Origin of the sequence: Aliiglaciecola lipolytica (genome assembly GCF_018860635.1) — a bacterium.
In the GTDB taxonomy this organism is placed as follows: Bacteria; Pseudomonadota; Gammaproteobacteria; order Enterobacterales; family Alteromonadaceae; genus Aliiglaciecola; species Aliiglaciecola lipolytica_A.
The window spans coordinates 571,008-587,561 of the sequence record NZ_JAHKPT010000035.1 but is presented as its reverse complement, the minus strand read 5'-3'; the positions used below and the strand labels follow the sequence as shown (position 1 = coordinate 587,561).

The 16,554-nt window shown below is 40.7% G+C and carries 17 protein-coding genes; 4 read left to right on the top strand and 13 right to left on the bottom strand.

The window, feature by feature from the left end; translation table 11 throughout:
* The first annotated feature begins 247 nt into the window (after nucleotides 1-247).
* On the top strand, nucleotides 248-1,834 hold the full coding sequence (gene nhaB / locus KO530_RS20570) for a sodium/proton antiporter NhaB (protein WP_216050323.1): 1,587 nt from the start codon (nucleotides 248-250) through the stop codon (nucleotides 1,832-1,834).
* A gap of 22 nt (nucleotides 1,835-1,856) precedes the next feature.
* Nucleotides 1,857-2,381 (top strand): disulfide bond formation protein DsbB, encoded by a 525-nt coding sequence (gene dsbB / locus KO530_RS20565; RefSeq protein ID WP_216050322.1) that lies wholly within the window; start codon nucleotides 1,857-1,859, stop codon nucleotides 2,379-2,381.
* A 32-nt stretch (nucleotides 2,382-2,413) separates the two neighbouring features.
* Here dsbB and KO530_RS20560 read toward each other — a convergent pair whose 3' ends face one another.
* The 11 genes from KO530_RS20560 to KO530_RS20510 form a co-directional block, all read right to left on the bottom strand.
* On the bottom strand, nucleotides 2,414-2,905 hold the full coding sequence (locus KO530_RS20560) for a YcgN family cysteine cluster protein (protein ID WP_216050321.1): 492 nt from the start codon (nucleotides 2,903-2,905) through the stop codon (nucleotides 2,414-2,416).
* On the bottom strand, nucleotides 2,902-3,576 hold the full coding sequence (locus tag KO530_RS20555; RefSeq protein ID WP_216050320.1) for a fumarylacetoacetate hydrolase family protein: 675 nt from the start codon (nucleotides 3,574-3,576) through the stop codon (nucleotides 2,902-2,904). Before KO530_RS20555 ends, KO530_RS20560 begins: the two co-directional genes overlap by 4 nt.
* Entirely contained in the window at nucleotides 3,577-4,566 is a 990-nt protein-coding gene (locus KO530_RS20550) for a lytic murein transglycosylase (protein WP_216050319.1), read from the bottom strand.
* On the bottom strand, nucleotides 4,563-4,865 hold the full coding sequence (locus tag KO530_RS20545; protein WP_216050318.1) for a YcgL domain-containing protein: 303 nt from the start codon (nucleotides 4,863-4,865) through the stop codon (nucleotides 4,563-4,565). Before KO530_RS20545 ends, KO530_RS20550 begins: the two co-directional genes overlap by 4 nt.
* Nucleotides 4,865-6,013, bottom strand: a complete 1,149-nt coding sequence (rnd, locus tag KO530_RS20540; protein WP_216050317.1) for a ribonuclease D — start codon at nucleotides 6,011-6,013, stop codon at nucleotides 4,865-4,867. The genes KO530_RS20545 and rnd overlap by 1 nt, the downstream gene beginning before the upstream one ends.
* An 87-nt stretch (nucleotides 6,014-6,100) precedes the next feature.
* Nucleotides 6,101-7,753, bottom strand: a complete 1,653-nt coding sequence (gene fadD, locus KO530_RS20535) for a long-chain-fatty-acid--CoA ligase FadD (protein ID WP_216050316.1) — start codon at nucleotides 7,751-7,753, stop codon at nucleotides 6,101-6,103.
* 95 nt (nucleotides 7,754-7,848) lie between these two features.
* Nucleotides 7,849-8,703, bottom strand: a complete 855-nt coding sequence (locus KO530_RS20530) for an alpha/beta fold hydrolase (RefSeq protein ID WP_216050315.1) — start codon at nucleotides 8,701-8,703, stop codon at nucleotides 7,849-7,851.
* Nucleotides 8,704-8,846: 143 nt separating this feature from the next.
* Nucleotides 8,847-9,500 (bottom strand): Slp family lipoprotein, encoded by a 654-nt coding sequence (locus tag KO530_RS20525; protein ID WP_216050313.1) that lies wholly within the window; start codon nucleotides 9,498-9,500, stop codon nucleotides 8,847-8,849.
* 303 nt (nucleotides 9,501-9,803) lie between these two features.
* Nucleotides 9,804-10,124: a hypothetical protein gene (locus tag KO530_RS20520; RefSeq protein WP_216050312.1), complete on the bottom strand. Its 321-nt coding sequence runs from the start codon at nucleotides 10,122-10,124 to the stop codon at nucleotides 9,804-9,806.
* 108 nt (nucleotides 10,125-10,232) lie between these two features.
* Nucleotides 10,233-10,916 (bottom strand): tRNA (adenosine(37)-N6)-threonylcarbamoyltransferase complex dimerization subunit type 1 TsaB, encoded by a 684-nt coding sequence (gene tsaB, locus KO530_RS20515; RefSeq protein WP_216050311.1) that lies wholly within the window; start codon nucleotides 10,914-10,916, stop codon nucleotides 10,233-10,235.
* Nucleotides 10,917-10,920: 4 nt separating this feature from the next.
* Nucleotides 10,921-12,849: an ATP-dependent DNA helicase gene (locus KO530_RS20510; RefSeq protein ID WP_216050310.1), complete on the bottom strand. Its 1,929-nt coding sequence runs from the start codon at nucleotides 12,847-12,849 to the stop codon at nucleotides 10,921-10,923.
* Nucleotides 12,850-13,294: 445 nt separating this feature from the next.
* Between KO530_RS20510 and KO530_RS20505 the strand changes: the two genes are divergently transcribed.
* Entirely contained in the window at nucleotides 13,295-13,468 is a 174-nt protein-coding gene (locus tag KO530_RS20505; protein ID WP_216050309.1) for a hypothetical protein, read from the top strand.
* A 20-nt stretch (nucleotides 13,469-13,488) separates the two neighbouring features.
* On the top strand, nucleotides 13,489-13,857 hold the full coding sequence (locus KO530_RS20500; RefSeq protein WP_216050308.1) for a hypothetical protein: 369 nt from the start codon (nucleotides 13,489-13,491) through the stop codon (nucleotides 13,855-13,857).
* 182 nt (nucleotides 13,858-14,039) lie between these two features.
* On the opposite strand, the gene KO530_RS20495 is transcribed toward KO530_RS20500, so the two are convergent.
* Nucleotides 14,040-15,593, bottom strand: a complete 1,554-nt coding sequence (locus KO530_RS20495) for an amidase (RefSeq protein WP_216050307.1) — start codon at nucleotides 15,591-15,593, stop codon at nucleotides 14,040-14,042.
* Nucleotides 15,594-16,105: 512 nt separating this feature from the next.
* Nucleotides 16,106-16,537, bottom strand: coding sequence for a DUF3859 domain-containing protein (locus KO530_RS20490; RefSeq protein WP_216050306.1), 432 nt, complete (start codon nucleotides 16,535-16,537; stop codon nucleotides 16,106-16,108).
* Nucleotides 16,538-16,554 lie beyond the last annotated feature (17 nt).

The following is a 16,554-nucleotide window of genomic DNA, read 5'->3' as shown; positions in this document are numbered from 1 at the left end:
ATCGTTTTAATGTCATGTTGATAACTGATTGTACCAGATGAATTTTATATGGAACAATGAAAGTTTAACAGCATGTTAAATATTTAATAGACTTTATCAGTCGCAAAGCTGCACAATATCTGTTCAAATAGAATCAATTCACTGATTAACAACAGATTTACCTTGCATTTATTGCCCTGACCTTTTAAAAATGAAGACATAAATAAATGCAATCGCACTTAAAGTCGATGAGTAAAAGGATTCCCATATGCAAGTTTCTATGACTCAAGCCATTTACAAAAACTTTTTAGGCCATGCTCCTGATTGGTACAAACAAGTTATTGTTGGATTTTTAATCTTAAACCCAATTCTATTTTACTTTGTTAGTACCTATATAGCTGGCTGGGTTTTAGTTCTGGAGTTTATATTCACCTTGGCAATGGCATTAAAATGCTACCCATTACAACCAGGGGGGTTACTGCTGATCGAAGCCCTCTTCATTGGAATGACATCGCCTTCCCACATGTACCATGAGATAACCGTTAATATTAGTGTGGTGTTATTACTGGTATTTATGGTTGCGGGTATTTATTTTATGAAAGACTTGCTGTTGTATTTGTTTACTAAGCTCTTGATTAAAATAGAAAATAAACGAGCGTTATCGTTAGCTTTTATTATCGCATCGGCGTTTTTGTCGGCGTTCTTAGACGCCTTAACAGTTATCGCGGTCATTATTGCTGTGGGGTTAGGCTTCTACAGCATTTACCATAAAGTCGCCTCAGGAAAAGATTTCAACAATGATCACGATCATTCAAGTGACGACGAAATAGGCCAACCAAGCCGCGATGATTTAGAGAATTTCCGCGCCTTTCTTCGCAACCTAATGATGCATGCAGCTATAGGTACTGCCTTAGGTGGAGTGATGACTATGGTTGGTGAACCGCAGAATTTAATCATTGCAGAAAAAGCATCTTGGGGCTTTGGTGAGTTTTTTGTGCGCATGTCTCCTGTGACAATTCCGGTGTTCTTCTCGGGACTGATTACCGCTTATGTAGTGGAAAAGTTTGGATGGTTTGGATATGGCGCTAAGTTGCCCCCTGTTGTGCGAGGCATATTAAGTGATTACAACACGCAAATGGACAAACAACGCACCAAGTTAGATACCGCTCGACTTTTTACTCAGGCATTAATTGGTATTTGGTTGATCATTGGTCTTGCACTGCATTTAGCAGAAGTGGGATTAATTGGTCTTTCGGTCATCGTTTTAGCGACGACCATGTGTGGTGTGATTGAAGAGCATTCAATTGGTAAGGCGTTTGAAGAAGCGCTTCCTTTTACTGCGCTGCTGTGTGTCTTTTTTGGCGTTGTGGCGGTAATCATAGATCAAGGTCTGTTTACGCCGGTCATTAACTATGTTCTGACCTTTGAGGGTAAAACACAAATGGTGATGTTTTACTTAGCCAATGGGTTGTTGTCTATGGTGAGTGACAATGTGTTTGTTGGCTCGGTATATATAACCGAAGTCACCACTGCATTAAAAAATGGCCAAATTACCCGTGACCAATTTGATCTATTAGCCGTTGCGATTAACACAGGTACGAATTTACCCAGTGTTGCGACCCCCAATGGACAAGCTGCATTTTTATTCTTATTAACCTCTGCCATCGCGCCGTTATTGCGATTATCTTACGGTACTATGGTTTATATGGCATTCCCATTTACGATTGTCTTAACCTTAGTAGGATTGGCTGCGACTTATTTTGGATTGCAGGAATTAACAGACGTTTTATATGATTTGCACTGGATAAATCACCATGTTCCAGATGCAGAAGTTGGCGCAGCTAGCGCCCACTAATAATTAGGTTAATTTAATAAACATGAATGTATTTGTATTCTTTGGCGACATGGCTTCAACACGATGGGCTTGGTTGACGTTGTTGCTATCTGCTTTAGGCTTAATTGTGGCAGCTCTATTTTTTCAATATGGGTTAGATTTAAAGCCGTGCATTATGTGCATATATCAACGAACAGCAGTGTTTGGCCTGCTGTTCGCTGGGCTACTCCCTACCCTAAGAAATAATCTCATAACACGATTCATAGGTTTTGTGACTTGGGGGGTCTCTGCGATTTGGGGAATGTTTATCGCCATTGAACATGTGGGGATACAGAACGAGTCAAATCCATTTTTTGTTTCCTGTGAAATTGTTCCCAATTTCCCAGCTTTCTTGCCGCTGCACAATTGGCTACCCAATATGTTTGCCGCTACTGGTGATTGTGGCAATATTGATTGGGAATTTATGAATATGAGTATGCCTGAATGGATGATTGTTGTATTTGCAATTTATACAGCGGTTTTTTCTATTGTATTATTTAGCCGACTATTTACCCGTAGAAGTTTTTAGCCGAAACAACTTGAAATCGATTAACTAGCTAGTTAATCGATTTCGTTTAATGGCCAAATAACGATGTGGTCTTCAAACTTACTTTCATCAACGTCCCGATCAAAAACAGTTTTACCACGCACAGACATGCCAGCCTTGTGCATCTCTGACTTTTTATTCTTATGCAATAATGGATGCCAACTCGGAAGCCCCTTTCCCTCGTTGAGTCTGCGATAACTGCAACTTGGCGGCATATAGGCAAGTTGATGAAGGTTATCTTGGGATAGAGTGACACATTCAGGTACCAGCTCATCACGGTCGGCATATTGGGTGCACGCGCAAGTTTTGGTATTCAAAAAACTGCAAACGACATTGGTAAAATGCAGCTCTTCGGTGGCAGCTTGTTGCCCATCTGTTTGCGAAGCATCTTCATCGATGATTTTGTGTAAGCAACATTTAGCGCAACCATCACAAATGGCCTCCCACTCCTGACGGTTCATTTGCTTCAACGATTTAGTTTGCCAAAAATTTGCTTCTAAACTCATTTTTCACCCTGCACTTTGCTATTAACGCTAAAATGTTTATCCAAACGTAAACACAATTCATCATTCGCAAATAGAGGGCCTACACCTTTTGGTGTGCCTGTCAGCACAATATCACCTGGTAACAGAGTGAATACCTCACTTATTTGTGACAACAACGAATAAACGCCCCACATCATTAAAGATGTGTCGCCTTGCTGTTTCAGTTGTTGATTAACCTCTAAACTGAAACTTAAAGCTTGAAGATCAGCTACATTGTGTATTTCAGTGAACCCTGATACTGGACAGGCACCATCAAAGGATTTAGCTCGCTCCCAAGGTAAACCTTTTGATTTTAATTTGCTCTGCAAATCTCGCAAGGTTAAGTCTAGTGCTAGTCCCACTCCCCAGATAGCGGATTGACAATCGCTCTGTGATGCATTTTTGAGTGGCGATTTAATCAGAATCGCTATCTCTAATTCATTGTGACAACTTCCCAGCGTATCGGCTGGTAAGGTCACCCCTGCATTTACATCACATAAACTTGTGGAAGGTTTCATAAATAACAAAGGGGTATCAGGAACTTCATTGTTAAGCTCTTTGACGTGATCAACGTAATTACGTCCCACGCACACCACCTTCCCAACCGGCAGTTGGATGGGCTGGCCATTAATATCTTTGTGAAAATACTCCATCTAAGAACCCTTTTTAATTCGATCGGCAAGATAACTCACAGCGCTTCCAAAGTATGTCGAGCGATTCCAACGCATTAATGTATGGAAATTCGAGTAAACTAAATAGATTCGGCCATTTTCATCATCTGGCATGATCAACGAAGCTTGCAAGTCGACCTTTGGCAAATCAGAGCCGTCATAACGCCTAACCCCCAATGCCTGCCATGCGCTTAAAGATTGCATTTTAGACTTAGTTAAACCTGCAAGGGCCAAATCAAAACCTTTAGGAATGCGAACTTGTCTGCCCCAAGTAATACTGTCATCCCAACCTTCTTTGCTTAAGTAATTGGCAATTGATGCAAATACGTCCGCGGGGTTACCCCAAATATCTTTTTTACCATCTTTATCATAATCAACCGCATAAGTTATGAAGGATGAAGGGATGAATTGGCTTTGCCCCATTGCACCAGCCCAAGATCCCACAAACTGTTGTTTTTGAATGTGACCTTGCTGCAGGATAGTCAAAGCTGCGAACAATTGTTTTTTAAAGAAGGATTCACGACGACCTTCATAAGCCAATGTAGACAATGCGGAGATAACAGAGTAATTCCCCATAATCTTTCCAAAATTACTTTCATTTCCCCAAAGGGCCACTATGAAGCGCGGTTGCACACCATATTCTTTGCCTATTTTGTTTAATATTTGTTGGTGTTTACGGTACAAATCGATGGCTTGTTGCACTTTCCAATCAGGGACTCGGGTGCGTAAATATTTATCTAAGGTGATTTTAGATTCTGGTTGATTCTTATCTGCCTTAATGGCTCTTTTATAGAACGTTATGTCGGCAAACGCCTGATCTACAAATTGTGCATCGAAACCTTCCGATATCGCTTCACTTTTAAGCTGTTCGACATAACCTGCGTAATCTTTTTCGTTTTTCTGAGCGTGTAGCGGGAAACTCAACAGCAGAATTGAAACTAAAATGCAGCTCCCATTCATTAGTCTTTTCATTTCGATGTCTGTCCTTTATTTTCTTTATTTTTATCTTGTGTTTGCTTATGGGCTTTTAACAAATCTTCATTAGGTGGAGGAAGTTGCAAGTAAAATCCATTTAAATTTAGTTCGTTGGTTAATTTATGTATATCCACTTGAGCCAATTTTTGACGCTTTTGCAGGGCTAAAATCATCACAAATGTGGGTTTACCGAAAGTTGCCATAAGCTGTTCGGGCACATCATCAAAATTGTCTCTTTTTAAGACATAGAGATACGTTTGTTGCTTTTTATTACTTTTATATACATATACAAGCATTAGTTCAGCTCTCCATATTTGGCGACTATTTTAAGCACTTGGTCTCCCAAAAGATCCCCTCTCCAGCCCTGAATCAAATCAGGTTTCAACCCCATCTCTCGCAATTCATCTTGTTTGTGCCAATGATATTTTAACAATTGTTGTATTTGTTTTTTTGATCCCAGGACTTCAACGGGTATCTCAAGTTCATCCGCTTTTAGCTGGCAAAGTGCTCTCAATTCAGCAGAGGCTTTTTTAAATCCTTTGTGCGTCATCAACCTTTCTACAGGCGATGGGTATATCTCAACCGGTGCAATCTTCGCTTCTTCAACCAAACTGAGTAATGCATCTGAGTGAATCCGAGCTTCTTGAGGAGTCATGCCATCAATGGCAAAAATAGCCCCTTTATGGCTAGGCAGAGTGCGTGCAATTTCTACTAAATTGGATTCACGCACAACAAAGTTTAATGCCAAGTCACGCAAACGCGCTTGCTCAATTCGCCATTTCGCTAAGGTTTTCAGTAAATACAGAGATATGCCCGATAGTTTCCAACTGTTCTTAATATTAAGATAGGCAAGTTCTGCAGGGAGATTAATGGATTTTTTCAATGCCAATTGCTGCATTTCTTGGTAAATCCATTCCGTGCGGCCTAAAGCAGCGATTTGTTCGCTCAACTGAGGGTAAATTTGCAACAAATAGAGTACGTCATTCGCTGCATATTGGCATTGCTGTTCGCTCAGCGGACGAGCAATCCAATCGGTTCGCGATTCACCTTTATCAAGTTTAATATCTAACATCAGCTCAATCAGATTTGCATAGCCCAATGTCGCTCCCATATTCAACAAGCATGCAGCAAATTGACTATCAAAAATAGGCGTCGGTATCACATTCAAACTATGCCAAAACGTTTCTAAATCTTCAGAGCAAGAATGCAAGACTTTGACCACATCAGGGTTAGCTAGAAGGTCCACCAGAGGCGATAAATCTTCAATCTCCAATGGATCCACAAGGGCCAGAGTAATGCCATCATAAATTTGGATTAAGCCCAATCTAGGGTACAAAGTTCTCGTTCTAACAAACTCCGTATCAACGGCTATTGCAGATGCTTTATTGGCTTGAACACAAAAGGAGTGTAATGCTTCGAACGTAGTTATTAGGGTATATTGCATATGAAAAGATGGACACCTAGAAAATAAAAAAACCGACATGAGTCGGCTCTTCAATTTAAATAAAATCAGTAGATGATTTCGTTTAAGCTAATCGCGCAACTCTTTGCGGAGTATCTTACCAACATTTGTCTTGGGAAGCTCGTCTCTAAATTCAACAAATTTTGGTACTTTGTAGCCGGTTAAATTTTTACGACAATGATCGATCAATATTTTCTCGGTCAATTCATCTGAATTTCGAACAACAAAGAGTTTAACCGCTTCGCCAGATGATTCACTAGGCACACCAACAGCTGCCACTTCGACCACTTGATCGTGCATCGCTGCGACTTCCTCAATCTCATTAGGAAACACATTGAAGCCAGATACCAAAATCATATCTTTCTTGCGATCGACAATATAGAAGTAACCTTGTTCATCAACGGTGGCGATGTCCCCCGTTAATAACCAGCCATCTTTGATAACCTCATCTGTCGCTTCGGGGCGGTTCAAGTAGCCTTTCATTACCTGAGGACCTTTAACATACATTTCCCCAGGCTCCCCCATAGGAACTTCATTGCCATCATCGTCACATAACTTGATATCCGTAGAAGATACGGGCATACCAATTGACCCTTTATAACTTTCAAGCTGTGGTGGGTTAACGGTAACAACAGGGCTACATTCGGTTAAACCATAGCCTTCCAAAAGTACCTTTCCAGTGACTTTTTCCCACTTCTCAGCCACTGAACGTTGCACTGCCATACCACCACCTAAAGCAAACTTTAAACCCGAGAAGTCCAGCTCACTAAATTCTGGTGTATTAAGAAGACCATTAAATAAAGTATTCACACCTGTTATTACGGTACAGTGATGTTGTGCCATTTCTTTTACAAAACCGACCATATCTCGTGGATTGGTTATCAGTAAACTTGGACAGCCAAATTTAACAAAAGTCAGACAGTTAGCCTGCAAGGCAAAAATATGGTAAAGCGGTAAAGCCGTCACCACCAACTCTTTACCTGGCTCGATAACGGTTTCCAATACTGAAGAAATTTGCTCTAAGTTTGCCACCATATTACGGTGAGTAAGCATTGCCCCTTTAGATACACCTGTAGTGCCGCCGGTGTATTGTAGAAAAGCGATGTCGTCACTGCTTATTTCTGGTCTGGTGTAGGTAAGAGAAGCACCTTTTTTAATTGCAGATGTGAAGTTTTCGGTATTCGCGATAGTAAAACTCGGCACCATTTTTTTAATGTATTTTACCGCAAAATTCATTATCCAGCGTTTGGGGGCTGGGAACATATCTGCTACTTGGGTCAGCAGTACTTTTTTCACATTAGTTTGTTCAATCACTTGAGCTAAAGTACTTGCAAAATTTTCAATAATAACAATAGCTTTGGTGTTTGAGTCGTTTAACTGATGTTTTAGCTCACGAGCGGTATAAAGTGGATTAACATTTACTACCGTTAATCCAGCACGCAATATTCCAAATAATGCAATAGGGTATTGAATAACGTTAGGCATCATAATGGCGACTGGATCACCTTTCTTTAAACCCTCGTTTTGTAAATAAGCAGCAAATTGAGCAGATAACTTATCTAACTCAGCAAAGCTTATGCTGTGTCCCATATTGATAAATGCAGTGTTGTTAGCGTAAGTCGATACTGATTGCTCAAATATATCTACTATTGAAGAATAACGCTCTGGGTCGATTTCTGCAGGAATTTTAGGGTCGTAGTGTTTTAACCAAATTTTGTCCACTTTGCCTCCAGGGCTTATGCTTCTCAATACGATTACACGATGTTAACCAATGAACATTTAAATTAATACAGGTAAGACCTGATTGTAGCTTAATTTTAGTGATTTAATGGATTAAGTGCTAGGAAATCCAGCAATTTTTTAGCAATGTCGGCGGGATTATCCATATGTAAGTGATGTCCCCCCTCACAAGTTACATGGGTTAAATTTGGCACCCAATCAAACCTTTCTTTGACTTTTTCACGCATGACTTCGTACCCCGTTGTGCCCATTATTGCTAATGTCGGTGCTTGGATATTTTGCATAAAGTGTCTAGCTTGCTCATCTGTCACTCGAATTGACGAGAGCGTACGAAGCCTTCTATCGGTGCGAAAACGAAGCTCGCCATTTTGCTCAATTAAATTGCGATTAACCAACAATGTTGCCGCATCTTCACTTAAGTCCCCAGCTAATGCTCTGGCTTTGATTACGGCTTCGTAGCTTTTGGGATGTTGCGGCTCTCTAGCTTGTAATTTTAATCTGCTTTCTATGGCCTCACGCATTTGTGACGGACTACTTTGCGCATTTTTTGAAAGAGGACCAAAGGATTCAATCGTGATGTAATGGGAAACAAATTCAGGAAAACTGCTAGCGTACATCGAACCGACGATCCCTCCCATGGAGTGCCCCAGTAAAATAAACTTTTTATACCCTTGACTTAAAATTAACTCATGCAAGTCGTGGACAAAATCAATTTGGTGATAATGAGCGTCAGCACTGCGATGGCTGGAGAGTCCATGCCCAGCAAAATCAATTGCGACCAAATGGTAATCGTTCAGATATTTGGCTAAAGGAATAAAGCTCGCGGCATTGTCTAACCAACCATGCAAAGCAATAATTAGGGGTTTATCGGTGTGTCCATTTGCAAGACCTGCTAACTCTAAGTTAGGTAAAGAGAACCTGACATCATGCATTTTAGTATCCTGTTGAGCGTTTTTTATAAACAAAAAAAGCGGCAATTACATGCCGCTTTTTAACACTTTATTGCCGTCACCGGAAATTATCCGCCGTGATACTCAGCTATTTTGATTAGTTATAATCCTATAAAAATCAGCCTTTAACGCTCTTTATCAACTGGCGCTATACCATTATTACGCGTAGCTGAACGGGTACTTTGTTGACGGTTAGGTTGAGTCGCTCGACTGGGAGTTGTTGCGCCGCCAGAGGGACTATCACTATTACGACGTATAATAACGCGTTGGTGATAAGGTCGGTATGGCCATCCCCAGTATGGATTATATGGCCACATGCTCAAGCTACTCACATTCACTTGCTCTATTTCTTTCCAAAGATGGTATCCAGATGATTTAAGGGTCGGAAAAACATATTTGTGCTCACCTACCATGCCTTCCTCGGAACCAGTAATTTTTCCGGTAAAGGTAACGCTACGACCTTTTTCAAAGACCACTGGATCGATAAATCCATCAATATAGACCCGAAACCGGCCCATGCTTTGATTTGAGACTCGAGGGCGAGCATAAGAACGCAATGGAAAATCGACCATTTCGATCATGGTTGCATCAGGTAAGTTTTCGACTTTAGCAATCACTCCCCCCCAACGAACAGTCTTGCCAATATTACTTTCGGGATTACTTGTAACCTGCTGATATTCTACTAAGTTTGCTTCATCTTCCACCTGAATACTGTCAGGTATGACAGAACAGCCAGCCATCAGTACTACTGAACAAAACACCGCAATTTTCGCTAACATGAGAATCCTCTCTACCGCTAAATTTTAACTTGCTAAACTTTTACCTTAATAAACTCTTAACTGATTAGATAGTTCACCAATTAGACTATTTACTTACTAAAACATGAATCCACTAATTAACGCTATAGAATCGTTTAGATATGTTGCTAATACTAACACCTATTGCCAATAACACGTTGCGTTATTGGCTGAATCAACATAGTTTCGGGATATAAAATCATCATAATCCGTTGTTCAGCATAACAAATAGGCGAAAAATTTTACACCAAAGTGATCATTTTATTCGAGCCTAATTGGATAAGATTAAACGAAGGTATCAATTCCCAGTAACGATTGGATTTCACTACGTTGACTTTCTTTGGCAAGAGATTGATAGGCGTCTATTGCCTGGCGAGCACTAAAATCTTGAGGTTGTGATGCACTATTTTTTTGTTCTCGAAAACGTTCGGCTTGTGCATATGCTTCAGGGGAATTTTGACGCGTAACAACCTGCTGACGTGGCAACTGAGTGTCACGTCTTTGATTTTGCTGCTCTTGTGCTTCCGCTTGTTTTTGCGGCTCACGGGCAGTGGGAGTAATAGTTAGTTGATTTTGCGCGGCAACTAACGAAGATTCAATTTCCACTTAGCTAAACTATTGCATCCTTTTTAGGTGTCAAACCAAAATTAACTGCAATAATCATGCACAAGATACGAACTATCGCGTAAAACCAATCTAATCCAGTTAAAACCACTATTCTCTACCAGGCAACTTTTTCCAGGTCACCTTGTCTCGCAAATAAACCGGTTGAATATTCTCTGCGTCGCTAAAATTGCCCTGCGCGATAGCATCTATAGCTAATGGGATCATTGCACTACTTGATGGAAAAAGAATGGATGGCTGACCGACCTGCTCGACGATTTGCTGGAAAGCTTTATAGGCAGTCCACCCCGTACCGCATAATACATCCGGTATTTCGGTTAAGCCTTCAAGCACAGCTTCCGGCCCTAGCACCTGCTCTTCTTCGATTAAACGGGCTAGGTTATTTTCATTGCGAAATAATGCGAAATAGACTTCATCCATGCGAGCATCTATCGCTACAGCAACCAACTTGGCCTGAGATTCATCAATCGCTTGTTGCGCCATTGCAGCTAAAGTAGAGATACCAACAACCGGCTTTTCAGTTCCCAACGCCAAACCTTGAATAATACCTGTTGAAATACGCACGCCAGTAAAACTACCTGGACCACGACCAAACACGAGATAGTCGATTGCCGATAATGTTTGATTATTTCGTTGTAATAATTGCTCGACCATCGGAAGCAGTTTTTGGCTATGTTGTTGAGGGCAAACTTCAAATATTGAATCGGTTTTTTGATCTACAAAAATGGCTGCAGAGCAGGCTTCAGTGGCTGTATCTATCGCAAGTATTTTCATCAATTCACAGGCCTTCAGAGGTATGTAATTCAGTTAAAAAATCAACCGCCACCGACAAGTCTCGAGTGCGCTTCATGGGCGGTAAACTGGCTAAAAAGGTTTTTGCGTAGTCTTTCGTGATTAGGCGATTATCGCAGATCACCAAAACCCCCTTGTCTTTTTCATCACGAATTAACCGCCCAGCCCCTTGTTTGAGGGAAATAACCGCTTGGGGGATCTGGATTTGTGCAAAAGGATTGGCACCTGACTTTCGACAATCTTCAATTCGAGCCTGCAGAAGTGGATCATCTGGGGCGGCGAAGGGTAATTTATCAATCATTACGCAGGTTAAATCATCACCACGCACATCAACTCCTTCCCAAAATGCTCCCGTGCCTAACAGTACGGCTTGTTTATTGGTTACATACTCGTCTAGTAACGCACGCTTGGTCGTGGTGCCTTGCACTAATATTGGGTTATCAATATATTCAGGCAAGCTTTGGGCAATGATTTTCAGCATCGCATGGGAAGTAAATAACAGGAAACAACGGCCTTTGCTCGCCTTAATTAAGGTCACTGCTACTTCCAATAAATTCTGTCGCATCTCACGGCTGCTAGGCTCTGGTAAATATCGAGGTACACACAAAATAGCTTGTTTTTGGTAATCGAATGGACTGTCCAAGGCTAATGTTTTTGCATTATCTAAGCCCATTAAACGCTGAAAATGGGCAAAACCGCCATCCACCATCAAAGTTGCAGAGGTAAACACCCAGCTTCTTTTCGGTTCTTCTATAAAATCAGCAAAGCGCTTAGCGATACTAAGTGGGGTTAAATGCAGCACAATGTGCTTAGGTGTGGTTTCGTACCATAAACTCACACCTTTTTGATTTACATCGTTTAAAACAGCCAGTTTGGATTTGGCGTGAGTTACCCTTTCAAACAAAGTATCAAGTTCTTTTTCTCGACCCAGATGAATTTTAACCACTTCGTAAAGTACCGTCAGTGATTCGTCCAATTTATTGATTTGCGCTTCGACCTCTGGGCGTTTTAGCATTTGTCGCCAATTGCCCCGCTCTGGAGTGACTGGAAACAAAATACGCAAGTCAGCCGCAATCAAACGACACTTCTCAGCAACTTTTACTAGTTGTTCGGCATCTTTTAGTTGAGTACGTTTTATAATCTCAATGTCTCGCGCTAAATCATGTATTTGTCGACTTGAGAGAGCTTCACCAAAGTATTCGCTGGCAATATCGGGTATTTGATGAGCTTCATCAAATACCACCACATCAGCTTCCGGAATTAGCTCACCAAAGCCTGTGTCTTTTAAAGCCATATCTGCAAAAAACAAATGATGATTCACCACCACTATATCGGCGTCCATTGCTTTGTTTCGCGCTTTGACTAAATAACAATCTTCATAATCAGGACAATCTCGACCTAAACAATTATCAACTGTAGAAGTCACCAAAGGTAATACTCTGGCATTCTCAGACAGTGACTTTAAATCTCCCATATCACCGGTTTTAGTGGTAGACGCCCACTGTCTAACTTGGGTTAATTCATCCAGGGTTTCCCGCTCCAATAAGGTACTGTTGCCACTATGCTGACCTAACCGATGTAAACAAAGATAATTTGAACGGCCCTTAAGCAGCGCTGCCTGACGATTACTGGCTAAGGCTTTTTTAAGTAACGGTAGGTCACGGTGAAACAACTGCTCTTGAAGATTTTTTGTACCCGTTGAGATTATTGCTTTTTTGTTACTGATCATTGCTGGGGCTAAGTATGCAAAGGTTTTACCTGTTCCCGTACCAGCCTCGACAATTAGCGGAACTTGATCGTCAATACATTGTTCAATGGCTTCAGACATTGCAATTTGCGATGCACGTGGGCTAAACCCAGCAATTGCCGTAGATAAAACCCCATCTTCGGCAAACAATTCTGATGTTTTAATCATGCACCCTTGCCTGTCTTTTACTGTCACAAATTAGTATCACTATCGTTATCCGTTATTCGCAAATTCTTAGCTTGTCCCGCAGCGCGAGAAATTGGCGGTGAGTATGCCAAAAAAATGCAAGCATTGTTAGAGGAAGATAGCCATTGCTTAACCTTGTGATATAAATATTGTTTAAAAAATTGCCCCAAAAAAGACACTCCGCACCAAAGGTGTATTTAAAAACAGACGCATTTATTGCAAACACGCTCAAAAACAACGCCATTCGCAAACAATATTGTTATTAATCAAATAGATAAATTAGTGGCACGAATTAAGCAATATCTCAAGCAATAGACAAATTATTAATTTATTCATCACAAAACAGAAAGATTTCTCTGTTATTAATGATGGAAACGACAGGTGAAAACCCAATTGTTTCAAGTGGCACACAGTAAGGAGTTCGATTATGTTATTCTGGTTAATCTTAGCGACTATTGTCACCTTGGTGGCAATTTTCAAACCTGCCGATTTATCTAGCAAGTTAATGTCAGCTGTAATTTCTGCTATATGTTATATCGGTATCTTTTTATTTGTGACAATGACGTTTGCTCGGTCACTTAAGAAAGAAACTGCACTTTAAAATGGACTAAAGGAAACACAATGAAAACAATCAATCAAAAACTCTTACTAGCATTATTTTTAGCTAGCTTAGGCTTAGCGGGATGTTCAGAAGCTCAGAAAGAATCCGCTAGCGATACTAAAGCTGAAATGACTGAAGAAATGGAAGACATGAAAGAAGAGTCTGCTGATTATCTTGACGATGTTAAAGATGAAGCCGGTGATATGATGGATTCAGCAAGCGAAAAAGCATCAGAAATGAAAGATGATGCACAAGATAAAGCCTCTGAAATGATGGAAGATGCTGGCGACGAAATAGAAGACATGAAAGAAGCTAGCGCTGATAAGCTAAAAGAAGCTTGTATCAAAATGAAAGAAAAAACAGGTGGTGACGTATCAGATTGTAATTAATTACAATCGGGTGTCTTTAAAATGAGACACTTTATGTTATCCCAAAAAAAAGAGCGATTTTTCGCTCTTTTTTGTTTATTCTGCAGCCTAAATAAGCTTGTCTCTTTTCAAGCTATCGACTGATTTTCGTATTGAATATTTTTCACTAATTAGCACTGAAAATCGAAATCTGAAACAGCGCTTCAATTCAACTCTGCTGGTTTTCTGTGTTTTGTCCCCTGCTCATAGGCATAGATGAGCTGTATTAACTTAGGTTCATTGTACATTCTGCCTAAAAACTGAAGCCCTGTGGGTAAGTTTTCCGAAGTGAACCCCATTGGAACCGTAAACGCCGGCTGCCCTGTGTGTGGACTGATAACTTGACTGTTGTCACCCATGTAATCTTCCTCAAAACGACTGATAAGAGCGGCTTTGTTATTCCAAGAAGGATATATTAGCGCATCTAGATTTAAGTCGTCCATCACCTTCTCAATACCTTGCCTAAACGCTATGCGCAGTGGATCAGAATAAGCACTTCCGCATTCAACATTGGACTCACCATAACGACCGCTTGCAGCAAGGTTTGCTTTTAATCTCGCTTTTGCAAACTCTGAGGTGGAGCCAACTGCGATAATATCTTCTAAGCGCTCCAGGGTGTCACTTTTCACATAGGTTGCTAAGAACTGCTCTACATCTTGTTGGAATTCTGCACACCATTGATTGGCTTTTAAACTATCAAAATTAGGGATCTCAACTGGATCAACGATTGTTGCCCCTAGCCTCTGTAAATCTCGAAGGGACTGTTGGAATAAGGCTAAAATTTCAGGATCAAGGCCGTCATCACTAAGTTGATTCAACACACCTATGCGTGCTCCACTCAACCCATCTTCGTTTAAATACGACAAATAACTAGCCGGCATCTTACCGTCCGAATGGGCCGTGATCGGATCATGCTCATCGTAGCCAGCAATTACGTCTAATATGCGAACAGCGTCTTCGGTTGTTCTGGCCATTGGGCCAACAACATCATTGCGCAGAAACAAAGGCACTATGGCACTGCGTGACACTAAGCCAATGGTGGTTCTTAAGCCCACTAGCGCTGCATGGGAAGAAGGTCCTCGAATAGAATTACCCGTATCGGTACCTAAACCAACAGTTGCAAAATTAGCGGCAATAGCAGCAGCTGTTCCGCCACTAGATCCTGCTGGAACATAATCTTGGTTATACGCGTTACGAGTGATTCCAATGGTAGAGCTTTCGGTATGTTTTGGACTAAATGCCCACTCCGCCATATTCGTTTTCGCTAAAACAATAGCCCCCGCGTCAACGAGTTTTTGAATGATAAAAGCATTCTGATTGGGAATGTAATCGACTAACGCAAGAGAGCCTGCGGTGGTGGGTAAATTAGCGGTATTGATATTATCCTTCACCAAAATAGGAATGCCGTGTAACGGGCGAAGCTTTCCTGTTTGTATAAACTCTTTATCTAAGGCTGCGGCAATCATTAGCGCATCGTTATTGACCACACTAATAGCATTAATTTTATCATTATGCTGGGCGATTCGTTTTAGGTACGTCTTAACTAAGTCTTGGCTATTGTACTCGCCATTTTTATAGTCTTGGTGAATTTGGGCAATAGTCAGCTCTGTGAGATCAATCTCTTTTGCCGATGTTCTATGTTGCTGGCACCCTTGCAAATATGCGACAAAAATCGATAACAGTATAAATTTAGTGGGTAACACAGTTAATTTGAGCATTTAAGGGCCAGTCAGTAAAAATGAAAAAGGTGGCCTGAGCAAAGTTTCAGAGAATGTTCGCCATATGTTTAATCGCCCGCAAACGATGCATTTAATGCCAACATAACTGAACACTCGTAGTACAAGACCTTGTATTATGACAGAATAAAACACCTATTAACGCTATTCAATAGGGTCATATGGACAGACATCTTTTCAATCAAAGAAGTATGCTAATAATATGAAAAAATATATATTTGCAATAGCTCTTAGTTTGATAAGTATGGTTACGAAAGTAAATTGTAATGAGAAGATTAGTTTTGTTAATACATTTAAATTTCTTAAAGTTAATCTTCAGAAAATACGCCAATTCGAATTAGCAATAGGAAAGTACAGTGCAGTATCACTCCATCGCCATGGGTAACGAGCAGATATAAAGACCTATCAGAACATCAACCCGCTTCACTGTGATTCATTTTTTATCCACAGCGAAGCTCATTTAAAGAATAAAATGTCTGTTTACAAAAATGGCTTCAGTAACCGCGTTTTTTCCAAAATTGAATCTCGCCATCGGCATACTCTTCTAAAACGGTAAATGTTTTTTCAGCCACGATTTTGCCGTCACACTCAATTACCATACGCCAGTCCCCGACTTTGTCGTCAATAGGTGCCCATAAAGTATCACCTAAATAGAACTCCCAGTTATTGTTTCGCACATAAACATCACCGCTAAACGGTTCCATAACATTGCCTTTTTTATCTGGGATATTTGGATGATAAATAGTGAAATCTAACCGTAATCCTTTGCCTTTTTTAACTTCCAATATAAAACCAAATTCCACATCTAAAGTGGCTGGGATTTTGGTGGTAAAGTTGCGAATCGATGGTAATTCTTTACTGTTGTTGTCCCACCCTTCATAGAGACCATAACTGGTCATTTCAAATTGCGCTTTATGTTTCGCCATTACTGCTAATCTCTTGA

Excerpts from the sequence above, each read along its gene's own strand:
- KO530_RS20560 (WP_216050321.1), bottom strand. The coding sequence starts at position 2,905 with ATGAGTTTAGAAGCAAATTTTTGGCAAACTAAATCGTTGAAGCAAATG.
- KO530_RS20505 (WP_216050309.1), top strand. The coding sequence starts at position 13,295 with ATGTTATTCTGGTTAATCTTAGCGACTATTGTCACCTTGGTGGCAATT.
- KO530_RS20510 (WP_216050310.1), bottom strand. The coding sequence starts at position 12,849 with ATGATTAAAACATCAGAATTGTTTGCCGAAGATGGGGTTTTATCTACG.
- dsbB (WP_216050322.1), top strand. The coding sequence starts at position 1,857 with ATGAATGTATTTGTATTCTTTGGCGACATGGCTTCAACACGATGGGCT.
- KO530_RS20495 (WP_216050307.1), bottom strand. The coding sequence starts at position 15,593 with ATGCTCAAATTAACTGTGTTACCCACTAAATTTATACTGTTATCGATT.
- KO530_RS20525 (WP_216050313.1), bottom strand. The coding sequence starts at position 9,500 with ATGTTAGCGAAAATTGCGGTGTTTTGTTCAGTAGTACTGATGGCTGGC.
- KO530_RS20555 (WP_216050320.1), bottom strand. The coding sequence starts at position 3,576 with ATGGAGTATTTTCACAAAGATATTAATGGCCAGCCCATCCAACTGCCG.
- KO530_RS20500 (WP_216050308.1), top strand. The coding sequence starts at position 13,489 with ATGAAAACAATCAATCAAAAACTCTTACTAGCATTATTTTTAGCTAGC.
- KO530_RS20530 (WP_216050315.1), bottom strand. The coding sequence starts at position 8,703 with ATGCATGATGTCAGGTTCTCTTTACCTAACTTAGAGTTAGCAGGTCTT.
- KO530_RS20550 (WP_216050319.1), bottom strand. The coding sequence starts at position 4,566 with ATGAAAAGACTAATGAATGGGAGCTGCATTTTAGTTTCAATTCTGCTG.
- tsaB (WP_216050311.1), bottom strand. The coding sequence starts at position 10,916 with ATGAAAATACTTGCGATAGATACAGCCACTGAAGCCTGCTCTGCAGCC.
- rnd (WP_216050317.1), bottom strand. The coding sequence starts at position 6,013 with ATGCAATATACCCTAATAACTACGTTCGAAGCATTACACTCCTTTTGT.
- nhaB (WP_216050323.1), top strand. The coding sequence starts at position 248 with ATGCAAGTTTCTATGACTCAAGCCATTTACAAAAACTTTTTAGGCCAT.
- KO530_RS20490 (WP_216050306.1), bottom strand. The coding sequence starts at position 16,537 with ATGGCGAAACATAAAGCGCAATTTGAAATGACCAGTTATGGTCTCTAT.
- KO530_RS20545 (WP_216050318.1), bottom strand. The coding sequence starts at position 4,865 with ATGCTTGTATATGTATATAAAAGTAATAAAAAGCAACAAACGTATCTC.